Annotated in this window: 13 protein-coding genes and 1 pseudogene; 5 read left to right on the forward strand and 9 right to left on the reverse strand. The window is 57.4% G+C overall.

Annotation, left to right across the window (positions count from 1 at the left end; genetic code table 11):
• Positions 1–208: 208 nt before the first annotated feature.
• Complete coding sequence (locus tag AC3ISI_RS15915; protein ID WP_489332784.1) at positions 209–919, reverse strand: GNAT family N-acetyltransferase; 711 nt, start codon at positions 917–919, stop codon at positions 209–211.
• A 327-nt stretch (positions 920–1,246) separates the two neighbouring features.
• Here AC3ISI_RS15915 and AC3ISI_RS15920 point away from each other — a divergent pair.
• Positions 1,247–4,340 (forward strand): annotated as a pseudogene (locus AC3ISI_RS15920) (Ig-like domain-containing protein).
• A gap of 84 nt (positions 4,341–4,424) precedes the next feature.
• Here AC3ISI_RS15920 and AC3ISI_RS15925 read toward each other — a convergent pair.
• Positions 4,425–5,552, reverse strand: coding sequence for a GGDEF domain-containing protein (locus AC3ISI_RS15925; RefSeq protein WP_489332785.1), 1,128 nt, complete (start codon positions 5,550–5,552; stop codon positions 4,425–4,427).
• Between the two features lie 72 nt (positions 5,553–5,624).
• Positions 5,625–6,194 carry a YceI family protein gene (locus tag AC3ISI_RS15930; RefSeq protein WP_489332786.1) on the reverse strand — a complete coding sequence of 190 codons (570 nt, stop codon included), beginning with the start codon at positions 6,192–6,194 and terminating at the stop codon, positions 5,625–5,627.
• A 208-nt stretch (positions 6,195–6,402) separates the two neighbouring features.
• On the opposite strand from AC3ISI_RS15930, the gene AC3ISI_RS15935 reads away from it, so the two are divergent.
• The gene (locus tag AC3ISI_RS15935; protein WP_489332787.1) at positions 6,403–7,149 is read left to right on the forward strand and encodes an SDR family oxidoreductase; all 747 of its coding nucleotides are present in this window, start codon (positions 6,403–6,405) and stop codon (positions 7,147–7,149) included.
• Between the two features lie 27 nt (positions 7,150–7,176).
• Here AC3ISI_RS15935 and AC3ISI_RS15940 read toward each other — a convergent pair whose 3' ends face one another.
• The 5 genes from AC3ISI_RS15940 to AC3ISI_RS15960 form a co-directional block, all read right to left on the reverse strand.
• The gene (locus tag AC3ISI_RS15940; protein ID WP_489332788.1) at positions 7,177–7,851 is read right to left on the reverse strand and encodes a phosphoribosyltransferase; all 675 of its coding nucleotides are present in this window, start codon (positions 7,849–7,851) and stop codon (positions 7,177–7,179) included.
• A gap of 94 nt (positions 7,852–7,945) precedes the next feature.
• On the reverse strand, positions 7,946–9,304 hold the full coding sequence (locus AC3ISI_RS15945) for an MATE family efflux transporter (protein ID WP_489332789.1): 1,359 nt from the start codon (positions 9,302–9,304) through the stop codon (positions 7,946–7,948).
• A 123-nt stretch (positions 9,305–9,427) separates the two neighbouring features.
• Positions 9,428–10,648 carry an organoarsenical effux MFS transporter ArsJ gene (gene arsJ, locus AC3ISI_RS15950; RefSeq protein WP_489332790.1) on the reverse strand — a complete coding sequence of 407 codons (1,221 nt, stop codon included), beginning with the start codon at positions 10,646–10,648 and terminating at the stop codon, positions 9,428–9,430.
• A gap of 9 nt (positions 10,649–10,657) precedes the next feature.
• Positions 10,658–11,662 carry an ArsJ-associated glyceraldehyde-3-phosphate dehydrogenase gene (locus AC3ISI_RS15955; protein ID WP_489332791.1) on the reverse strand — a complete coding sequence of 335 codons (1,005 nt, stop codon included), beginning with the start codon at positions 11,660–11,662 and terminating at the stop codon, positions 10,658–10,660.
• Positions 11,663–11,740: 78 nt separating this feature from the next.
• Positions 11,741–12,103, reverse strand: coding sequence for a metalloregulator ArsR/SmtB family transcription factor (locus AC3ISI_RS15960; protein WP_489332792.1), 363 nt, complete (start codon positions 12,101–12,103; stop codon positions 11,741–11,743).
• A 447-nt stretch (positions 12,104–12,550) separates the two neighbouring features.
• Here AC3ISI_RS15960 and tnpB point away from each other — a divergent pair, with 447 nt between their 5' ends.
• The 3 genes from tnpB to AC3ISI_RS15975 all read left to right on the forward strand — a co-directional run bounded on the left by tnpB (position 12,551) and on the right by AC3ISI_RS15975 (position 15,643).
• Positions 12,551–12,910, forward strand: a complete 360-nt coding sequence (tnpB, locus tag AC3ISI_RS15965) for an IS66 family insertion sequence element accessory protein TnpB (protein WP_489332793.1) — start codon at positions 12,551–12,553, stop codon at positions 12,908–12,910.
• A gap of 17 nt (positions 12,911–12,927) precedes the next feature.
• A complete protein-coding gene (gene tnpC, locus AC3ISI_RS15970) occupies positions 12,928–14,481 on the forward strand; it encodes an IS66 family transposase (RefSeq protein ID WP_489332794.1) in 1,554 nt (517 codons plus the stop codon).
• Positions 14,482–14,728: 247 nt separating this feature from the next.
• The gene (locus tag AC3ISI_RS15975; RefSeq protein WP_489332795.1) at positions 14,729–15,643 is read left to right on the forward strand and encodes an NleF caspase inhibitor; all 915 of its coding nucleotides are present in this window, start codon (positions 14,729–14,731) and stop codon (positions 15,641–15,643) included.
• Positions 15,644–15,782: 139 nt separating this feature from the next.
• On the opposite strand, the gene AC3ISI_RS15980 is transcribed toward AC3ISI_RS15975, so the two are convergent.
• Complete coding sequence (locus AC3ISI_RS15980; RefSeq protein ID WP_489332796.1) at positions 15,783–16,478, reverse strand: tRNA (adenine(22)-N(1))-methyltransferase; 696 nt, start codon at positions 16,476–16,478, stop codon at positions 15,783–15,785.
• Positions 16,479–16,531 lie beyond the last annotated feature (53 nt).

The raw sequence follows: 16,531 nt of genomic DNA on the forward strand, positions 1-16,531 counted from the left end.
GGGTGGGCACACAAGACCGACCAACTGCGTCGACCTCAGTTATATGTCCCTACTGAACTGACTTTTTATCATTATTGGCTTCAGCTACTTGAGCGACATTGATCCTGTCGGCACGTCTCCAAGACGGGCCAACTGAGCAGGTCAAACCAAGTTGGCGCGCAGAATATCACGGTCGGGCGACCGTGCGCTCCCGAAAGGACCTATGGGTCTAGTCCAGACGCGGCTCGTTCGCCGCGTTCTGGCCTAAACGATTCAGCACAAACACCTTGGCGTTGCGGGTCATTTGGTCCAGATGTCGGTCACGCTGCTTCTCGGCATCGATCATTGCGCGCTTGCCGTGCTTTTGCAGCAAGTAGTGATGGATCTGCCGAACCTCTAAAGAACTGTAGATCGAGGCCACATCCAGCAGCCCCATCAGACCGTCACTGCTGTGGTCGCGGGTGTTCATCAGCACTTGCGTGCCGCGTACGCCCAACACCTGAAAGCCCATCGACTCAAACCACGGCACTTTGGCGACTGCGCAGGTCAACTCGGCGTGCGGGTAGCGGTTGATCATGTCTTGCAGCATGGCGCGCGCGACACCTGTACGACGATGGCCCGCGTCGACCGCCATGTAAGCCACGCCGCAGGCCTGAGGATCGTCTTTGATCGGCAGGTACAGCAGGAAACCGATGACCTTCGACGGGTCTTCATCGTCGGTGGCGACGATCAACTCGACTGCAATCCCCTTGGCCCCGTTGAGCGCTTCCAGGTACAGGTGCACTTCGAAGCCGACCGTGTATTGGTACACGTTGTACAGTGGATTGCTCGGCGCGATGCCGACCATGCTGATGTCGGTCAGGTTATCGACGACCAGTTGCAGGATCTGGCTGTTGATGTGCTCCGGGCACGGGGCATCGAAGTGGGTGAGTGGCGGCATTGAAATTCTGACTCCGGGGTAAGGCTTATTGGGCAGCGGCGTGGCTATTGTCACCGATTGATCGCCGCGTTATCAGCATTCACCCCAAAAAAGGGCAGGCCTTGCTCGTGTAAAACATCAGGGCTTGTTGTCGCGTACAGACAACCTCATTCCCCGACAATGAGGACATTCCCCCAACTTTACGCGTTCCCCCCACCCTATTGACGATGTTTATTTTAGGTAACTTATTGATTTAAATAATATTTAATAAGTATTTGGTAATGGTTCGCCTTTTGCTTAACGAAAGGCGCACGTGCCATCACATTGGCATGCCCCAAGAGAACCATCATGAAAAGCTCAGTCCCTGTGAACAAGTCGCCCGGCTTTTCCCGGGCGCAGGGCATCACGTCTGTGATGCTGATGACGTTCAGCTTGACCACGGTAAACGCCGCACCACTGGATGATTTTGGGCCACCACCACCGACGGATCCCTCGGCGTTCACCAATCAGCCGGCCGATCCAAAAGCCGCACTGGAGGCACTGGAGAACTTGCCCAAGGCCAATCAGGGCGCCTTAGCGCTGCCCAATGGCGTGTTCGGCAATCGGGACACCCCTCGGGCCGACAACGTGCTGCCGCCGGACTTACAGACGTCGTTCAACTTCCCCACCAACGGCAAACCCAGCCCATTATTTGGCGCTCAGCCGTTCACTCAGCAGCTGTTGCTGTTCGAAGAGTTTGGCACGGAAAAACTTGATCCGACCACCCCGCCCCAGACACTGACATTTCCCGTGCCCACTGTCGGCCCGGCGCCCCAACAGGACCCGAACAATGTCGCGAGCAGCAGCCCGTCGAGCGCGGCGCTGGAAGCCTTCATGCGTCAGCCGGGGCTGACTCCGTTCCCGTCACAATTTTCCAATGTGCTGGATCGCAACCCCTGGAAGACGCAGATAGAAACTTTCCTCAACCGCCACCCGGTGGGCTCGCCGGCTGAAGGTCGGCCACCGGGAAAAGGCTGGTCGCATCAACGCTGGAATGAGTTCTTTCCTCAAGTCCAGTTCAAGACCGTCCAGGTCGGCGCCCGAGTCAACCAGGGCCTGCGTGACCGCAAGCAATTGCATAACTACGCCGTCGGTGAGTTCGGACCTGGCGGGCTCTACTATCAGACCTCGGACATTCCGACCACGACGGGCACCACCAAAGGCATCGACACGCGTTTTCACCCGAATTTTCCGCTGCAAAATCACAACGCCGTGTGGACCTTCGACGGCACCTTTCCGCCAAAACTGCTCATGGTGCGTTACGGCCAACCGGTGTTGAGGCGACTGGCGTGAAACCATGAGCACCCACTGGTTCCACGACCATATGCTCGATTTCACCGCGCAGAATGTCTACAAGGGCAACGCGGTGATGATGAACTACTACAGCGCACTTGATCGCGGCAACGAAGCCCTCGAGGACGGCGTCAACCTGCGTTTCCCCAGCGGTTCGGCGTTGCCGTGGGGCAACCGTGATTACGATGTGAACTTAGTGGTGGCCGACAAGGCCTGGGACGACAACGGCCAGTTGTGGTTCAACCCGTTCAACACCGACGGGTTTCTCGGTGACCAGATCCTCGTCAACTGGCAGTACCAGCCACGCCTGAAAGTCCGTGCGCGCAGCTACCGTTTCCGCATTCTCAACGGCTCGGTGTCGCGCTTCTTCAAACTGGCCCTGGTGCGCGAAGTCAGCGGCAATGGCGGTGAGTTTCCAGGACCGGCCGGCTCTGGGGTTTCCTATAACCGGGTGCCGTTCCACATGATCGCCAACGACGGCAACATCATGGAGCACACCGTGCCGTTCGACGGCAGCCTGGACCTGGATGGCGACGGCAACCTGCAAGACCACAACGCCATCCTGCCCACCCAAGGCATTGCCGAACGCTTCGACATCATCGTCAACTTCGCGAAAAACGGCATCAGCCCCGGCGACAAGCTGTACTTCGTCAACCTGATGGAACACAGAACCGGCAAGGGGCCGGAGAAGAACGAGCTGTCATTGGCCGACGTGCTGTCCGAGAAGTACAAAGCGGTGATCAAACAAACCAGCAAAGGCCCGCAATGGGACAAAGGCGACCCAGCGGTTGGCAAATTCCTGCAACTGCTGGTCCAGCCTTATACCGGTCAGGACGTGAGCATGAACCCGGCCGACTTCGAACCCGCGAAACCGGGTAAACCAGCCGGCAAGACCATGATCCCGCTGACCCTCGATCGCGACGATCCGGCCGTCCAAGCAAAACTCAAACTGGCGCGCCATCGTGTGTTCGAATTCGGCCGTTCCGATGGCACCGACGAAGCCCCATGGACCATCAAGACTGACGGGGGGGCTGGCTACAACATGGACCCACGCCGGCTCAGTGCGGCACCGCAATTGGCCAATGGGCCCACAGATGCGGGGTTTTCCGGTGACGGCACCCTCGAAGTGTGGAAAATCAAAAACGGTGGCAACGGCTGGAACCACCCGGTGCACGTGCACTTCGAAGAAGGGATCATCCTCGCCCGCGACGGCAAGGAACCGCCGGAATGGGAGAAATGGGCGCGCAAGGACGTCTATCGCATTGGTGAAGGGATCGACAGTTCGGTGGATGTCGATATGGCCATCCACTTTCGCGAGTTTGCCGGCACCTACATGGAGCACTGCCACAACACCCAGCACGAAGACTCCTCGATGTTGCTACGTTGGGATGTCGAGAATCCGGGGCAGTTCCAGTTGATGCCGACACCGCTGCCTGGCTGGGACGGCGTCACCTACGTGAACTCGGTGGCGTTGCCAACCTTCCGCACCGGCAGTAATGGTGAAGGTAACCAAGGCGACAACAAAAAACCCGTGGCCAACCCTGACAGCGCTACCAGCAGCAATGGCCTGCCGCTGACCATCAACGTGCTGGCCAACGACACCGACCCCGACGGTAACCTTCCGCTCAAAGTGGTGGGCCTGAGTCAGCCGGATTCGGGTAAAGGCACGGTCAGCACCGACGGTGTGCGGGTGATCTATACCCCACCGGACATCGTCCCCGCGCCGTTCACCGCGACGTTTACCTATCAGGCCAGCGACGCCAAGGACGCGAAGTCGGACCCGGCAACAGTGTCCGTCTCGGTCACCGCCGCGGCGGTCAACGAAGACCTGTTGGTCACCAGCGCTTCGGTCACTGGCCGCAGCAATAATCGCTTCACCTGGGACATTGCCGGGACCACTTCGCGGGCTGCCGGCAACACCGTGACGGTAACCGCCTCGACCACCGGCGGGCCACTTAATCTGGGCCCCGCAACGCTAACACCAACAGGCACGGGTGCGCGCTGGCGAGTGTCCGTCACGACGACCGGTAGCGGGCCTACACCGAGCCCGACCATCACGGTCACCTCAGCGTTTGGCAAGACGGTAACGGTGCCGATAGCCGCGCATTAAAGCGGCATCGATTGGCGCCCGGTCTATCCATTGCGGACCGGGCGCCCACTAACTACGCTCCTTCAGGCCCGCCCTGCCCCGCCCTTACTCTGAAACAGCCACTTGATTACGCCCGCGTGCCTTGGCCCGATAAAGCGCCTTGTCCGCATGGTTCATCAAACTTTGCAGATCATTGTCGTGGAGCTCCATGGAGGCGACACCGAGACTGGCCGATATGCGGTGGACAGGGCCGGACATCAAACCACCAATAGAACGAATCAGTTGCTCGGCAAGATTCAGGGCGACCTCAATGGACGTGTCCGGCAGCAGAATGGCGAACTCCTCGCCACCCAATCGGCCGTATACGTCCCTTTCGCGAAAACAGCTGCTGATGACGACGCCCATTTGACGCAATACCTGGTCGCCGACCTGATGGCCATAGGTGTCATTGATGAGCTTGAAGTGATCCATGTCCAGCATCACCACGCACAGCGGCAACCGTTTGTGCTGGCAGTCATTGAACACTAGCTGCGCGCGCTCAAAAAAAGCCCGACGGTTTTGCAACCCGGTGAGTTCATCGGTTTGTGCCGCATGCGTGGAAATGCGGTGTGCCTGTTCCATTTCACGGGTCAGACGAAAAGCCGTTTCCAAGGCTTCAGACAGTTTGCGAGTCGCGTTGACGACAAATGAGGCGAACACCAGGACCGCCAGCGCCATACCGGATTGCAGCGCCGACGGTTGAAACATTAGCCACGTGGTGCACGGCAACAACACCACACCAATCGACGCTAATGTCATGTACCGATAGGACGAGTAACACGACACCGCACTGACCGACATGCCCACGGCGAAGAGCATGACCAGCGACTGGGCCAGCAGGTCGTTTGCCGGAATGACGGCCAAAGCGCCTGCGCCCCAGACTCCCGCAGACAACATTAGCGTTATCCAATAGGTCCGCTCCCAGCGTTCAGGTGTGCGCTCACTTTCCGGGCTACGAAAATAGGCAATAAACATCAGGATGCGCAGCAACGACGAGGCGCTTAACAGGACGATCCAGCCGTACACGACGCGGTGATCAATACGCTCCCAGCACAGCCAACACAGCATGATCGCGGCAAGGTAACTGCCGAGCACGGCAGACACGGATTGGTGGAATAGCTGGCGCAATCGGTCACCACGCACTTGCGCGGTGATGAACGTCTCCTGATCGTGCCGAAATCCTGGGCCACCCATTTGATCCTCCTGATCATGATGCCGTGACAAAAAAACGATTGTGACACCCTGCCACGTGGGTAAACAAACGGGTTACTGCTGCGGCGCAACCATCTTGAACCGAATATTGATGTCGTCGGAAACCACGGTATCAGCGTATTCACCCTCGCCAACTTTGAAGTCGCTGCGCTTGAGCGTTAACTGGCCATCGAAAATCCCGATGGTCTTTTCCGCCTTCAGCTGGACCGGAACCGCCACCTCACGGGTAACGCCTCTGAGTGTCAGTTTGCCGTTGATGGTGTACTTGTTGTCGCCAAGTGCCTTCACATCGGTCGATTCAAAGGTCGCTACCGGATAAGTCGCTGAATCGAACCAGGCGGGTTTTTGCAGTTCAGTGTTGGCCTCGCTGCTGCCGGCATCGATGCTGTCGAGCTGGATGGTGAGCGACGCATGGGCCGCTGCGGGGTTGGCCGTATCGAAATCCAGCTTGGCCTCGAACTCGCCAAAAGTACCGTACACCCGCGAAGTGAACTGGTTGTAGGTGAAGGAGATCTTGCTGGCGCCTTGATTGACTTGCGTGTATTGCTCCGCTTGCGCGCAGGGCAAGGCGCCGACCGTGAGCAAGGCAGCCAGAACAGCGAGCCGCGGGAATCGAAAAGTCATGGGATTCTCCGGTCAAGGCGTCCGGTCATGAGCCGAAACGCCCGCACACCTACACCAGCGATAGGAGGACTAAAGCAAAGAACCACCAATTCTTCCACCTGCCGTGCTGACTTGCGACCATCTGTCGGCCAATCCGGATCATCGCCCGATCCTGCCACCTTGGTGGGTGTTTAATAATTGCTGCACTCACCACGGCGGGAGACAGGACATGAAGATCGTCGTTATCGGAGGTACCGGGCTGATCGGCAGCAAAGTCTGTAAAAACTTGCAGGATCTGGGCCATGAAGCCTTCGCGGCGTCACCGAGCACCGGCGTGAATGTCATCAGCGGCGAAGGGCTGACGGAGGCGTTAAAAGGCGCCGACGTGGTGGTCGACGTCGCGAACTCGCCCTCTTTCGAAGACCATGCGGCATTGCATTTTTTTGAAACCGCAGGGCACAACCTGTTCGCCGCGGAAAAGCTCGACGGGGTCAAACACCATGTGGCCCTGTCCGTCGTCGGTACCGAGCGGATGCTCGACAGCGGTTACTTCCGGGCAAAAATGGCGCAGGAAAATCTCATCAAGAAGTCGGGTATTCCCTACACCATCCTGCGGGCTACGCAGTTCTTTGAGTTTATCCATGCCATTGCTCACTCCGGGCGTGAGGAAGGCGACACCATTCACCTGACGTCCGCCGCATTGCAACCGGTGGCCTCGGCCGATGTCGCGGCGGCACTCACCGCTATCGCGATGAAAGCACCTGTCAATCAGACCGTCGAAGTGGCCGGCCCTGATAACCGCCCTCTAGTCGAGTTCGCGAGCGATTACCTGAAGCACACCAACGACCCGCGCCAAACCGTAGCGGACGACACGGTTCCTTACTTTGGTGCGCCAATCAATGACCAGTCGCTGACACCGGGCCCCGCCCCTATTGTCGGCGCGACCCGGTTTCAGGACTGGCTCAAGACCCACTAGGCGGCGAGCAAGGTCATGGACGTGGCCTCAATTGACGTCAGCCTCTTTCTGCCATGCCCGCTGCAACAGCCGCATGACCTCTGCATCCGAAATCTGGGAAAAATCCATGTACCAATGCCCGATCGACATCAGCCACTCAGGCATGATCGGGCAAACCACTTCATCGACTTCACCGCGCAACGCCTCGACCGTTTCGGGTGGCCCCACCGGCACGGCGACTACGATGCGAGACGGTGCATGCACCCGCGCCGCGTGAATCGCCGCCATCATCGAGGCCCCCGTCGCCAGGCCATCGTCGATCAGAATCACCACCTGATCCTTGAGTTGCACAGCCGCGCGCGTTCCCCGGTAAACCTGCTCGCGCCGCAACAGCTCCCGCGTTTCCCGGGCGACCACCGCGTCGAATGCGGCCTTCTCAATCGGGTGCGACCGCAATGCCTGTTCATTGAGAATCTGGATGCCGCCGCTGGCAATCGCGCCCATGGCGAATTCCTCGTGTGACGGGACACCGAGCTTGCGAACCAGCATCAGGTCGAGGCGAATGTCCAGCGCCGTGGCCACTTCATAGGCCACCGGCACGCCGCCACGGGGCAAGGCGAGGACGATCACTTCCGGGCGATGAGCGTAGGTGAGCAACGACGCCACCAGACGCCGACCGGCCGCTGCCCGGTCCTGCAAAACGACGTGCGATGGGGGACTCATTTGAAAACCTCCTCAGGCGATCACGCCCGTCGGTTTCATCACGCAGTCCCAGAGAATTGTCGGCCTGACCGTAACCGACATCAAGCGGCGCCGCTTACACCAATCGCTGGATTGTCTGATGCCGCCAAACGAAGTTGTAATACGCGGTCTGCAACGCCAGCATCCCCAGATACGCCACCGGAAACGCCATCCACACGCCCTGCAAACCAAAATGCCCGTCCAGCACATACGCCACCGGCAACTGCACCAACACCACGCAAAAAATCGACACCGCCATCGGCACCAACACCGTGCCACTGGCGCGCATGATGCCGCCGACAATCGCCTGGAAGCCAAACACCAACAGGCTCCAGAGCATGATGTGCAATAAGTGCTCGGCCATTGCCCGCGTCGAGTCATCCGTCAAAAACAGTCCCAACAACCAGTGCGACAACAAGTAACCCAACACCACCAGCCCACCGGTCAGGCACACATTGATCAACAACCCCGTACGCAAAATCGGCCCCATGCGCTCCAGGCGCCCTGCCCCAATCGCCTGAGCCCCGAGAATCGACGCCGTGATCGCAATCGACAGCGCCGGAAACTGCACGTAATTGACGATCTGAGTCACCGCCCCATACGCCGCCGTCGCCTGCGAACCGTGCTGGTTCACCAGCGCCAGAATCACCAGTTCCGAGACCGACAACACCACCATCTGCAACCCGGTCGGCAAGCCGATGCGCAACACCTTGCCAAGAATCACCCGATCCAGCTTCATCGCCGCAAACATTTCCCGATCCGGCGCCAGCGGATGCCCCTTGCGAATCAACCGCCACGCCAGCCACCCCATTGCCGACAAGTTGCCCGCCAACCCCGCATACGCCGCACTCTGAATCCCCATTATTGGCAAGCCGAACCAGCCACGAATCAACGCTGGCGTCAGCGCCAACCCGATACAGGTCGACACCACCAACGCGATCAGCGGCGACAGCGTATCGCTCACCCCGCGCAGCAGCTGGGTGAACAGCACGTAGACCAACAGTGACGGCATGATCCACATCATCACGTGGGCGTAGGACACCGCGTCGTCCAGTACGTCGGCCGGCGTGCCCAAACCCTGCAAGGCTGGCCTGGCGAAGACACTGCCCAGCACCGCGGCGGACAGACCGATCATTGCGCCCAACAGCAAAGTAGTCGCGGCGATAGCCTTCACCAGGTGTGGCTCACGCGCGCCCCACGCCTGGCCGATCAACACGCTGGCGCCCGCGCCTAAGCCGATCACCAAGGCGATGAAGAAGAAAACGATGGGGAACATGCCTGACACGGCCGCCAGGGCTTGGGTGCCGAGCATCTGGCCGATGTAGATACTGTTGACGGTGCCTGACATGGACTGAAGGAAGTTCGACAGGACCATCGGGGCGAGGAACAGGAGGTAGGTTTTCCAAAGCGGTGTCGATTGGGCGGGGGTTTGCATGGAAGGTCCGTCTCGGATGGGGGGCGCGGTTTTTGGATTCTACGCCAAGGCAGTGATATCAGACCGCTCCTGTTTAGGGGATTGGATAGCATGGGAAGTCATGTCTGTTTTCGCCCAAAGCAGTTATTCACTCAGCGCGTGACGGGGCAATGCCATTGAGATCAAAGCCGCAAGCAGCACGAATGCACTTGATATCCATAGGCACGCCCCCAGCCCGGACACCTGGTAAACCCAGCCGGAAAGCACCGTGCCTATCAACCGCCCCAAGGCGTTCGACATGTAATAAAACCCCACATCCAGCGACACGCCGTCTTCCTTGGCGCAGGACACAATCAGGTAGCTGTGCAACGACGAATTCACCGCGAACAGCACGCCAAAAACCATCAGCCCACCCAGCAGCACTACCTGCTGCGACAACCCGCTGTTCAGCCCCAGAGCAATGACCGCAGGCAGGCCCGCCAATGCAAGTGCCCAAAGAAACGCTGCACGACCATCCGGTACGTGCCCGCGCTTCTTTCCAGTGATGTTGGGCGCGAAGGACTGCACGATGCCGTAGCCAATCACCCAGGCCGCAAGAAACCCGCCAACCTTCCAGAAGTCCCAGCCCAAGACACTGCTCAGGTACACCGGCAAGGCCACCACGAACCAGACATCACGGGCACCGAACAGGAACATCCGCGCTGCCGAGAGGATATTGATCGCCCGACTCTTGGACAGGATGTCGCGAAACTTCGGCTTGGCTTTCGCTTTGCCCATGTCCTTCTTCAACAGGATCAAGCTGCTGATCCAGATCAGGCCCAGGCCACCCGCCATGGCCAGCAAGGCGCCTTTGAAGCCAATCAATGCCAGCAAGGCTCCTCCCAGAAAAAAGCCGACACCCTTGAGTGCGTTTTTCGAGCCGGTGAGGATCGCCACCCACTGGTAGAGTTTGCCCTGCTGCCCATCCGGAACCAGAAGCTTGATGGAGCTTTTCGCGCTCATCTTGTTCAGGTCTTTGGCAATCCCCGACAGCGCCTGAGCCCCCATCACCCATGGAATGGTCAGCCAGGCCACCGGAACCGTCAGCATCAGCAGCGCCGCGACCTGGATGCCCAGCCCAATGTTCATGGTTCGGTTCAGACCCAGCCGGGCACCGAGGTAGCCACCCACCAGGTTGGTGATCACGCCAAAGAGTTCGTAGAACAGAAACAACGCCGCGATTTGCAGGGGGCTGTAGCCCAACGTGTGAAAGTGCAACACCACCAACATGCGCAAGGCGCCGTCGGCGAGGGTGAAGGCCCAGTAGTTACCCGTGACGAGCAAATACTGCCGCACTTGCGGAGCGAGGGCTGACAACGCTTTCATTGCCGCTCCTCAGACCGCCAGACCGACCATTTTGGCCAATTCGACGGTGCGGTTGGCATAGCCCCATTCGTTGTCGTACCAGGCATAGAGTTTGACCTGGGTGCCGTTGATGACCATGGTCGATAGCGCATCAATGATCGATGAGCGCGGGTCGGTACGGTAGTCGATGGACACCAGTGGACGCTCTTCGAATCCGAGAATGTCTTTCAGCTCGTTCTCGGAAGCGTGCTTGAGGAACTGATTGACCTCTTCGACCGTAGTGGCCCGCTCGACTTCAAAGACACAGTCAGTCAGCGAAGCGTTGGCCAGCGGAACGCGAACGGCATGACCATTAAGGCGTCCACACAGCTCCGGGAAGATTTCCGCGATGGCGGTAGCCGAGCCGGTACTGGTTGGAATCAGGCTCATACCCGAAGCACGCGCACGGCGCAGATCCTTGTGCGGCTGATCGAGGATGCTCTGTGTGTTGGTCAGGTCATGGATCGTGGTGATCGAACCGTGGCGAATTCCAAGCTTCTCGTGAATCACTTTGACCACTGGAGCGAGGCAGTTGGTGGTGCATGATGCCGCCGTGACGATGCGATGTTGCGCCGCATTAAACAGCTGATGATTGACGCCCATGACGATGTTCAACGCACCTTTTTCTTTCACCGGGGCGCTGACCACCACACGCTTCACGCCTTGGTCCAGGTAAGCCTGAAGCACGGCGACGGTCTTCATCTTGCCGCTGGCTTCAATCACCAGATCGCAGCCTGACCAATCAGTGTCGGCTATCGCCTTGTTGACCGTTACCTTGATTCGTTTGCCGTCGATGACGATGCTGTCGCCTTCTGAGTTAGCCTGGAAATTCCAACGTCCATGCACGGAGTCGAAGTTCAGCAGGTGTGCATGAGTCGTGGCGTCACCCGCTGGATCGTTGATCTGCACGAACTCAAACTCCGGCCAGCTCCAGGCTGCTCGCAAAGCAAGGCGACCGATCCGACCAAAACCATTGATGCCAACTTTGATAGTCATGTTGCTGTGCTCTGAATCTGATGTCAGTGGGCGTTCGACCGGGTGTCGAACTGGCCGATGTATGCGATGAGGCAGGATTCAGCTTTCACAACAGGCCCGTGCCCGTTCAGGACGGTCACCCATTTCCTCAAGACGTTTGGCGTCAGGGCTCAACCAATGCGTGTTGCTTTCGAGCACAGTGGTCAGCACTTGATGGACCCAATCAGGGAGATTTGGGTGCAATCGGTAATACACCCATTGGCCTTGTCGACGGTCCGACAGCAAACCGCAACTGCGCAACTGCGCAAGGTGTCTGGAGACTTTTGGCTGGCTCTCATTCAACGCGCAAGTCAGCTCGCAAACACACAGCTCTCCTTCACGGGTGATGAGCATCATCGTGCGGACCCGAGTGTCGTCAGCCAGGCATTTGAAAACAGTGGTCAGTGTCAGAGGCTCAGCCATATTGGTTCTCAGTGTTGGTTTTTGGCCAAGAGAGTGATGACTTGATCGAAACGCTCACCAGCGAAAGGACACGGGCTTTGCTGGTTTGGGTGGAGCCCCAGCTCATATACGGGAAGCCGAATATATGATTTTCCGAATATAAGGTAAATAGCTAACTTCAACTTACCCCAACAAAGCGACTGGATTGCGCCGCCTCCCTTCAATGAAAGCTCTGAATTTCGGCATCAGTTATGTAAATCCCTTACCGGGTCTCTCCCGGCGCTCAAAGGAATGTGCGCCCGGACACCTTGCATGAACGTTTCTCCTCCCGTTCGGCAAGGTATTTCGACTCCGTATTTTTGTGCTCGCGCCGCCGGTTCGATTGTATCCGCTCCATGAACTCCACATTCCAAGCTGATAGTTGACGGCTGATGCTGTGCTCCCGATTTCCATCAGGAGCCCATCACCATGATGCGTCCAAATGCCAGCGTCGAAAAAGTGTACCTCTACCCGAAGCCTGTAGATTTTCGAAAGTCCATCGACGGCTTGGCTGCGTTGGTCGAACTGGACATCAAAGTTGCGGTGTTCGACCCCGTGCTTTTCGTCTTTCTAAATCGCCACCGCAACCGCGTCAAAGTGTTGTACTGGGAGCGCAACGGCTTCTGCCTTTGGCTCAAGCGCCTGGAGTCGGAACGTTTCAAAACATCGCCCGATGCCACCGACGAGGCCATCGTGTTAAGCGTCCAGGAGTTGAACTGGTTACTCGACGGTTTTGATCTGTGGCGTAACCGCCCCCATCAGGTTTTGACTCCAAGATTTGTCGCCTAAAGGTTATAATCCGCGGCATGATTTCCATGCCTGACAACCTTCCTGATGACCCCGTGCGTCTCAAACAGATGCTGCTTGAGACGTACGAAGCGCGTGCACGTGATCAGGAAGTCAAAGAGGCTTACCAGACCCATATCGTTGATCTGAAAGAGCAGATCAAGTTGCTGCGTGACCGTATATTTGGCTGTAAGTCCGAACAAACGGTCGAATCCAACACGCCGCAACTGGCGCTGTTCAATGAGCCCGAAAGTGAACCGATGCCCGCCGTCGAGGATGCCGATGAAGAAGTCGTTGCTCCAGCTCCACGCCGTGGTAAACGCAAGCCACTATCTGCTGATCTGCCGCGTATCGAAGTCATCCACGAATTGCCTGAGCACGAACTGACCTGTGCCTGCGGTTGCCGCAAGCATGTGATCAGCGAAGAAACCAGTGAGCAGCTGGATATCGTGCCGATGCAGATTCGGGTGATCAAACACATCCGTAAAGTCTACGGTTGCCGTGGTTGTGAAACCGCTCCGGTCACTGCTGACAAACCCGCCCAGTTGATCGAAAAGAGCATGGCCAGTCCGAGCGTCTTGGCGATGCTGCTAACCACCAAGTATGTCGACGGATTACCGCTGCATCGTTTTGAAACGGTGCTGAGCCGACACGGTATCGATATCCCGCGTCAAACCTTGGCGCGCTGGATCATCCAATGCGGCGAGCACTTGCAACCGTTGCTGAATCTGATGCGTGATCGATTGCTGGAAAGTCCGGTCATCCACTGCGATGAAACCCGCGTCCAGGTACTCAAAGAGCCAGGTCGAGACCCGACCAGTCAATCCTGGATGTGGGTGCAAGCCAGTGGGCCGCCAGATCGAAAAGTCGTGCTGTTCGACTACACCTCCAGCCGTGCGCAGGAAGTACCGTTGCGCCTGCTGGAAAGTTATCGCGGCTACGTGATGACCGACGACTACGCGGGTTACAACGCATTGGCGTTGCAGCCCGGTGTCGAGCGGTTGGCGTGCATGGCCCATGCGCGACGCAAGTTCGTGGACGCGCAAAAAGTGCAGCCCAAGGGCAAGACGGGACGTGCCGATATCGCGCTGACGATGATCAACAAGCTGTATGGCATCGAGCGTGAACTCAAGGACGTCAGCGATGAACAGCGCTTTATGAATCGTCAGGAAAAGAGCCTGCCGATCCTGGCGCAGTTGAAAAGCTGGCTGGATAAAACGCAGTCGCAGGTGACACCGCAAAGTGTTTTGGGCAAGGCCGTTAATTATCTTGCCAGTAACTGGAGCCGACTGGAGCGCTACGTGGAGGCTGGGTTTTTACCCATCGACAACAACCCGGCAGAGCGTGCAATAAAACCATTTGTAATCGGTCGCAAGGCTTGGCTGTTCAGCGACACGCCCAAAGGCGCGACTGCCAGCGCGCAGATCTACAGTCTGGTCGAGACCGCCAAGGTCAACGGCCAAGAGCCCTATACGTGGCTGCGCCACGTACTGGAACGACTGCCGCATGCGCAGTCGGTGGCCGACTACGAAGCACTATTGCCATGGAACTGCTCGCCAGAGATGCCACGGTAAACGAGGCGGTAGTCTGGCGGTAGGTGTAGTTCATGGATCGGATACGTTCGATTGAGCGTGACGCCGGCCGTTCTGATGCTGGACACAGTGTAAGTTGAGGCTATTTCCGCTACGCAACACCACGACTACAACACCTCGTCCTCATCAACACCTGTGCGTACACCAATAAAGTTTGAGCGAAATTTTATATCCAACAAACACCCAACTTTGGAGAATACCTAACCTAATCCATCAAGAACTAGTAACCATGCTCATCGGACCAATCAGCTCAGCCTATATCCCTCAAGTAAGTGCATCGTCCATAGAAGACGGTACTGCGATTATTAAACCCGACCTCGAATCCAAAGCCATGTCGTTCGACTCACATTTACGCATCAGCAATGCCATTGACAAGACCCGCCAAGCTGCTTCAGCACTGGACAATCTTGCCATAAAACTTCAAAACGCAAAAGTCACACTCGAAACACTGAGAAACGCCACATACGAGCGCACTGACAAAAGTTCCGAAAGAGGAACGCTAAAAAAAGAAGCGACCAAAGAGGACCACCAAAAGTACAACCATCTACTTAATGAGTTTGGCACACTAGAATCCAACATCAAGCAACGCACAGTCGACAACGCTTACCTCAACACGGAATTACTTCTGCAAACGTTCAAGGCCCAGCCTCTCCATGGCGATATCAAGAGGCTCACGGGCCCAGAAGTTCCAGCCTATATTTATAGAGGCGCGGCATTAATCTCCTCCCAAGACATCACCCAGACTTTTGAAAGCATCACCCACGCTACATTAGCGCTTGATGAACTCGCGGCAAGACTCACAGAGTTCAACATTGATCTCAAGGATCTAAGATTATCAACATACGAAAATATTGACGTCCGCACGAACCGGGAAAAAGTACCGCTAACCGCCCAGACAATGGCCGTCAGCCACCAACAATACATCAGCAAACTGAGTGAGTTCAACGCCCTTAGAAACGAAACTCAGGAGCTATCAAAAAATAATTCCTTCTTCAATACGGACTCCATTTTATACATCGATGAGAGTTCGCCTATTTATGGTGATCTTCAGGCGCTCAAAAACAATGAATCAATACCAGACTTCAGATATAGCGATAGAGCCGGTTCAATGGACATTGATTTTTCAAAACCAGAAGAATTATGAACGTTAGCGCAACACTCCATCAGTCTTGCCTGGCGTCTGACTTACAGGTGTCTTCCTTTTAGTCTCCAGGCTATTACTCGCTTGTTTTCAATCTGTCTGTTCGTCACGTAGCGACATTGGCGCAAACCTCATTAGGGGTTCAAGCCAGCAGTTTGGTGATCCATAGGGTCTGCTGGGCAATGTCCTGCACTTTCTCCTCGGGCACGGCTCGTCGTGCCCGGGCGAAGTTGCTCAGGGTCTTCTGCTTCTCGCGCAGCAGGCGCTGCCACTTGGCCAGGAACACCGGACTGCGCGCCTGCATCTGCAGCGGGCCGAAATACAGCTCCTCGGCGGTGTACACCACCGGCCCGTCGCGCTCGGCGACGATTATTTCGTAGTCGAAGCGGTTTTCCCGCAGCACTTCCTCGCAGAGGATACGGTAACCATTCTCCATCAACCATCGGCGCAGTGGCTGCTCGCCGCCGTTGGGCTGCAGGATCAGGCGCTCCTGACCACTCAGGCGCGCCTTGCCGTTGTCGAGGATGTCGCGGATAGTCTCGCCGCCCATGCCACAGATGCTGATCGCCGTGATCCCGTCTCCCGACTCGATCGCTGCCAGACCATTGGCCAGGCGCACGCTGATCCGCTGGTCGAACTCGTTTTCGCGTACGGTGCGTTCGGCCGAGAGGAAAGGGGTCAATGCCACCTCGCCGGCCACCGCCGCAGCGATGACACCCCGGCGCATCAACGCCACCGGCAGGTAGCCATGATCCGAGCCGATATCGGCCAGGCGCGCACCTGCTGGCACATGCGCCGCCACGCGCTCCAGACGCATGGACAATGTCTGTTCGTTCAACTGCCGTTCCTTATCACCGCGAACGTCTGGCACCTTAGGCCAGATCGGGACGC

This window comes from Pseudomonas sp. GL_139_B (assembly GCF_057834475.1).

Coding starts and splice junctions, on each gene's coding strand:
- AC3ISI_RS15935 (WP_489332787.1), top strand. CDS start 6,403: ATGAAGATCGTCGTTATCGGAGGTACCGGGCTGATCGGCAGCAAAGTC.
- AC3ISI_RS15940 (WP_489332788.1), bottom strand. CDS start 7,851: ATGAGTCCCCCATCGCACGTCGTTTTGCAGGACCGGGCAGCGGCCGGT.
- AC3ISI_RS15945 (WP_489332789.1), bottom strand. CDS start 9,304: ATGCAAACCCCCGCCCAATCGACACCGCTTTGGAAAACCTACCTCCTG.
- arsJ (WP_489332790.1), bottom strand. CDS start 10,648: ATGAAAGCGTTGTCAGCCCTCGCTCCGCAAGTGCGGCAGTATTTGCTC.
- AC3ISI_RS15955 (WP_489332791.1), bottom strand. CDS start 11,662: ATGACTATCAAAGTTGGCATCAATGGTTTTGGTCGGATCGGTCGCCTT.
- AC3ISI_RS15975 (WP_489332795.1), top strand. CDS start 14,729: ATGCTCATCGGACCAATCAGCTCAGCCTATATCCCTCAAGTAAGTGCA.
- AC3ISI_RS15915 (WP_489332784.1), bottom strand. CDS start 919: ATGCCGCCACTCACCCACTTCGATGCCCCGTGCCCGGAGCACATCAAC.
- AC3ISI_RS15960 (WP_489332792.1), bottom strand. CDS start 12,103: ATGGCTGAGCCTCTGACACTGACCACTGTTTTCAAATGCCTGGCTGAC.
- AC3ISI_RS15925 (WP_489332785.1), bottom strand. CDS start 5,552: ATGGGTGGCCCAGGATTTCGGCACGATCAGGAGACGTTCATCACCGCG.
- AC3ISI_RS15930 (WP_489332786.1), bottom strand. CDS start 6,194: ATGACTTTTCGATTCCCGCGGCTCGCTGTTCTGGCTGCCTTGCTCACG.
- tnpB (WP_489332793.1), top strand. CDS start 12,551: ATGATGCGTCCAAATGCCAGCGTCGAAAAAGTGTACCTCTACCCGAAG.
- tnpC (WP_489332794.1), top strand. CDS start 12,928: ATGATTTCCATGCCTGACAACCTTCCTGATGACCCCGTGCGTCTCAAA.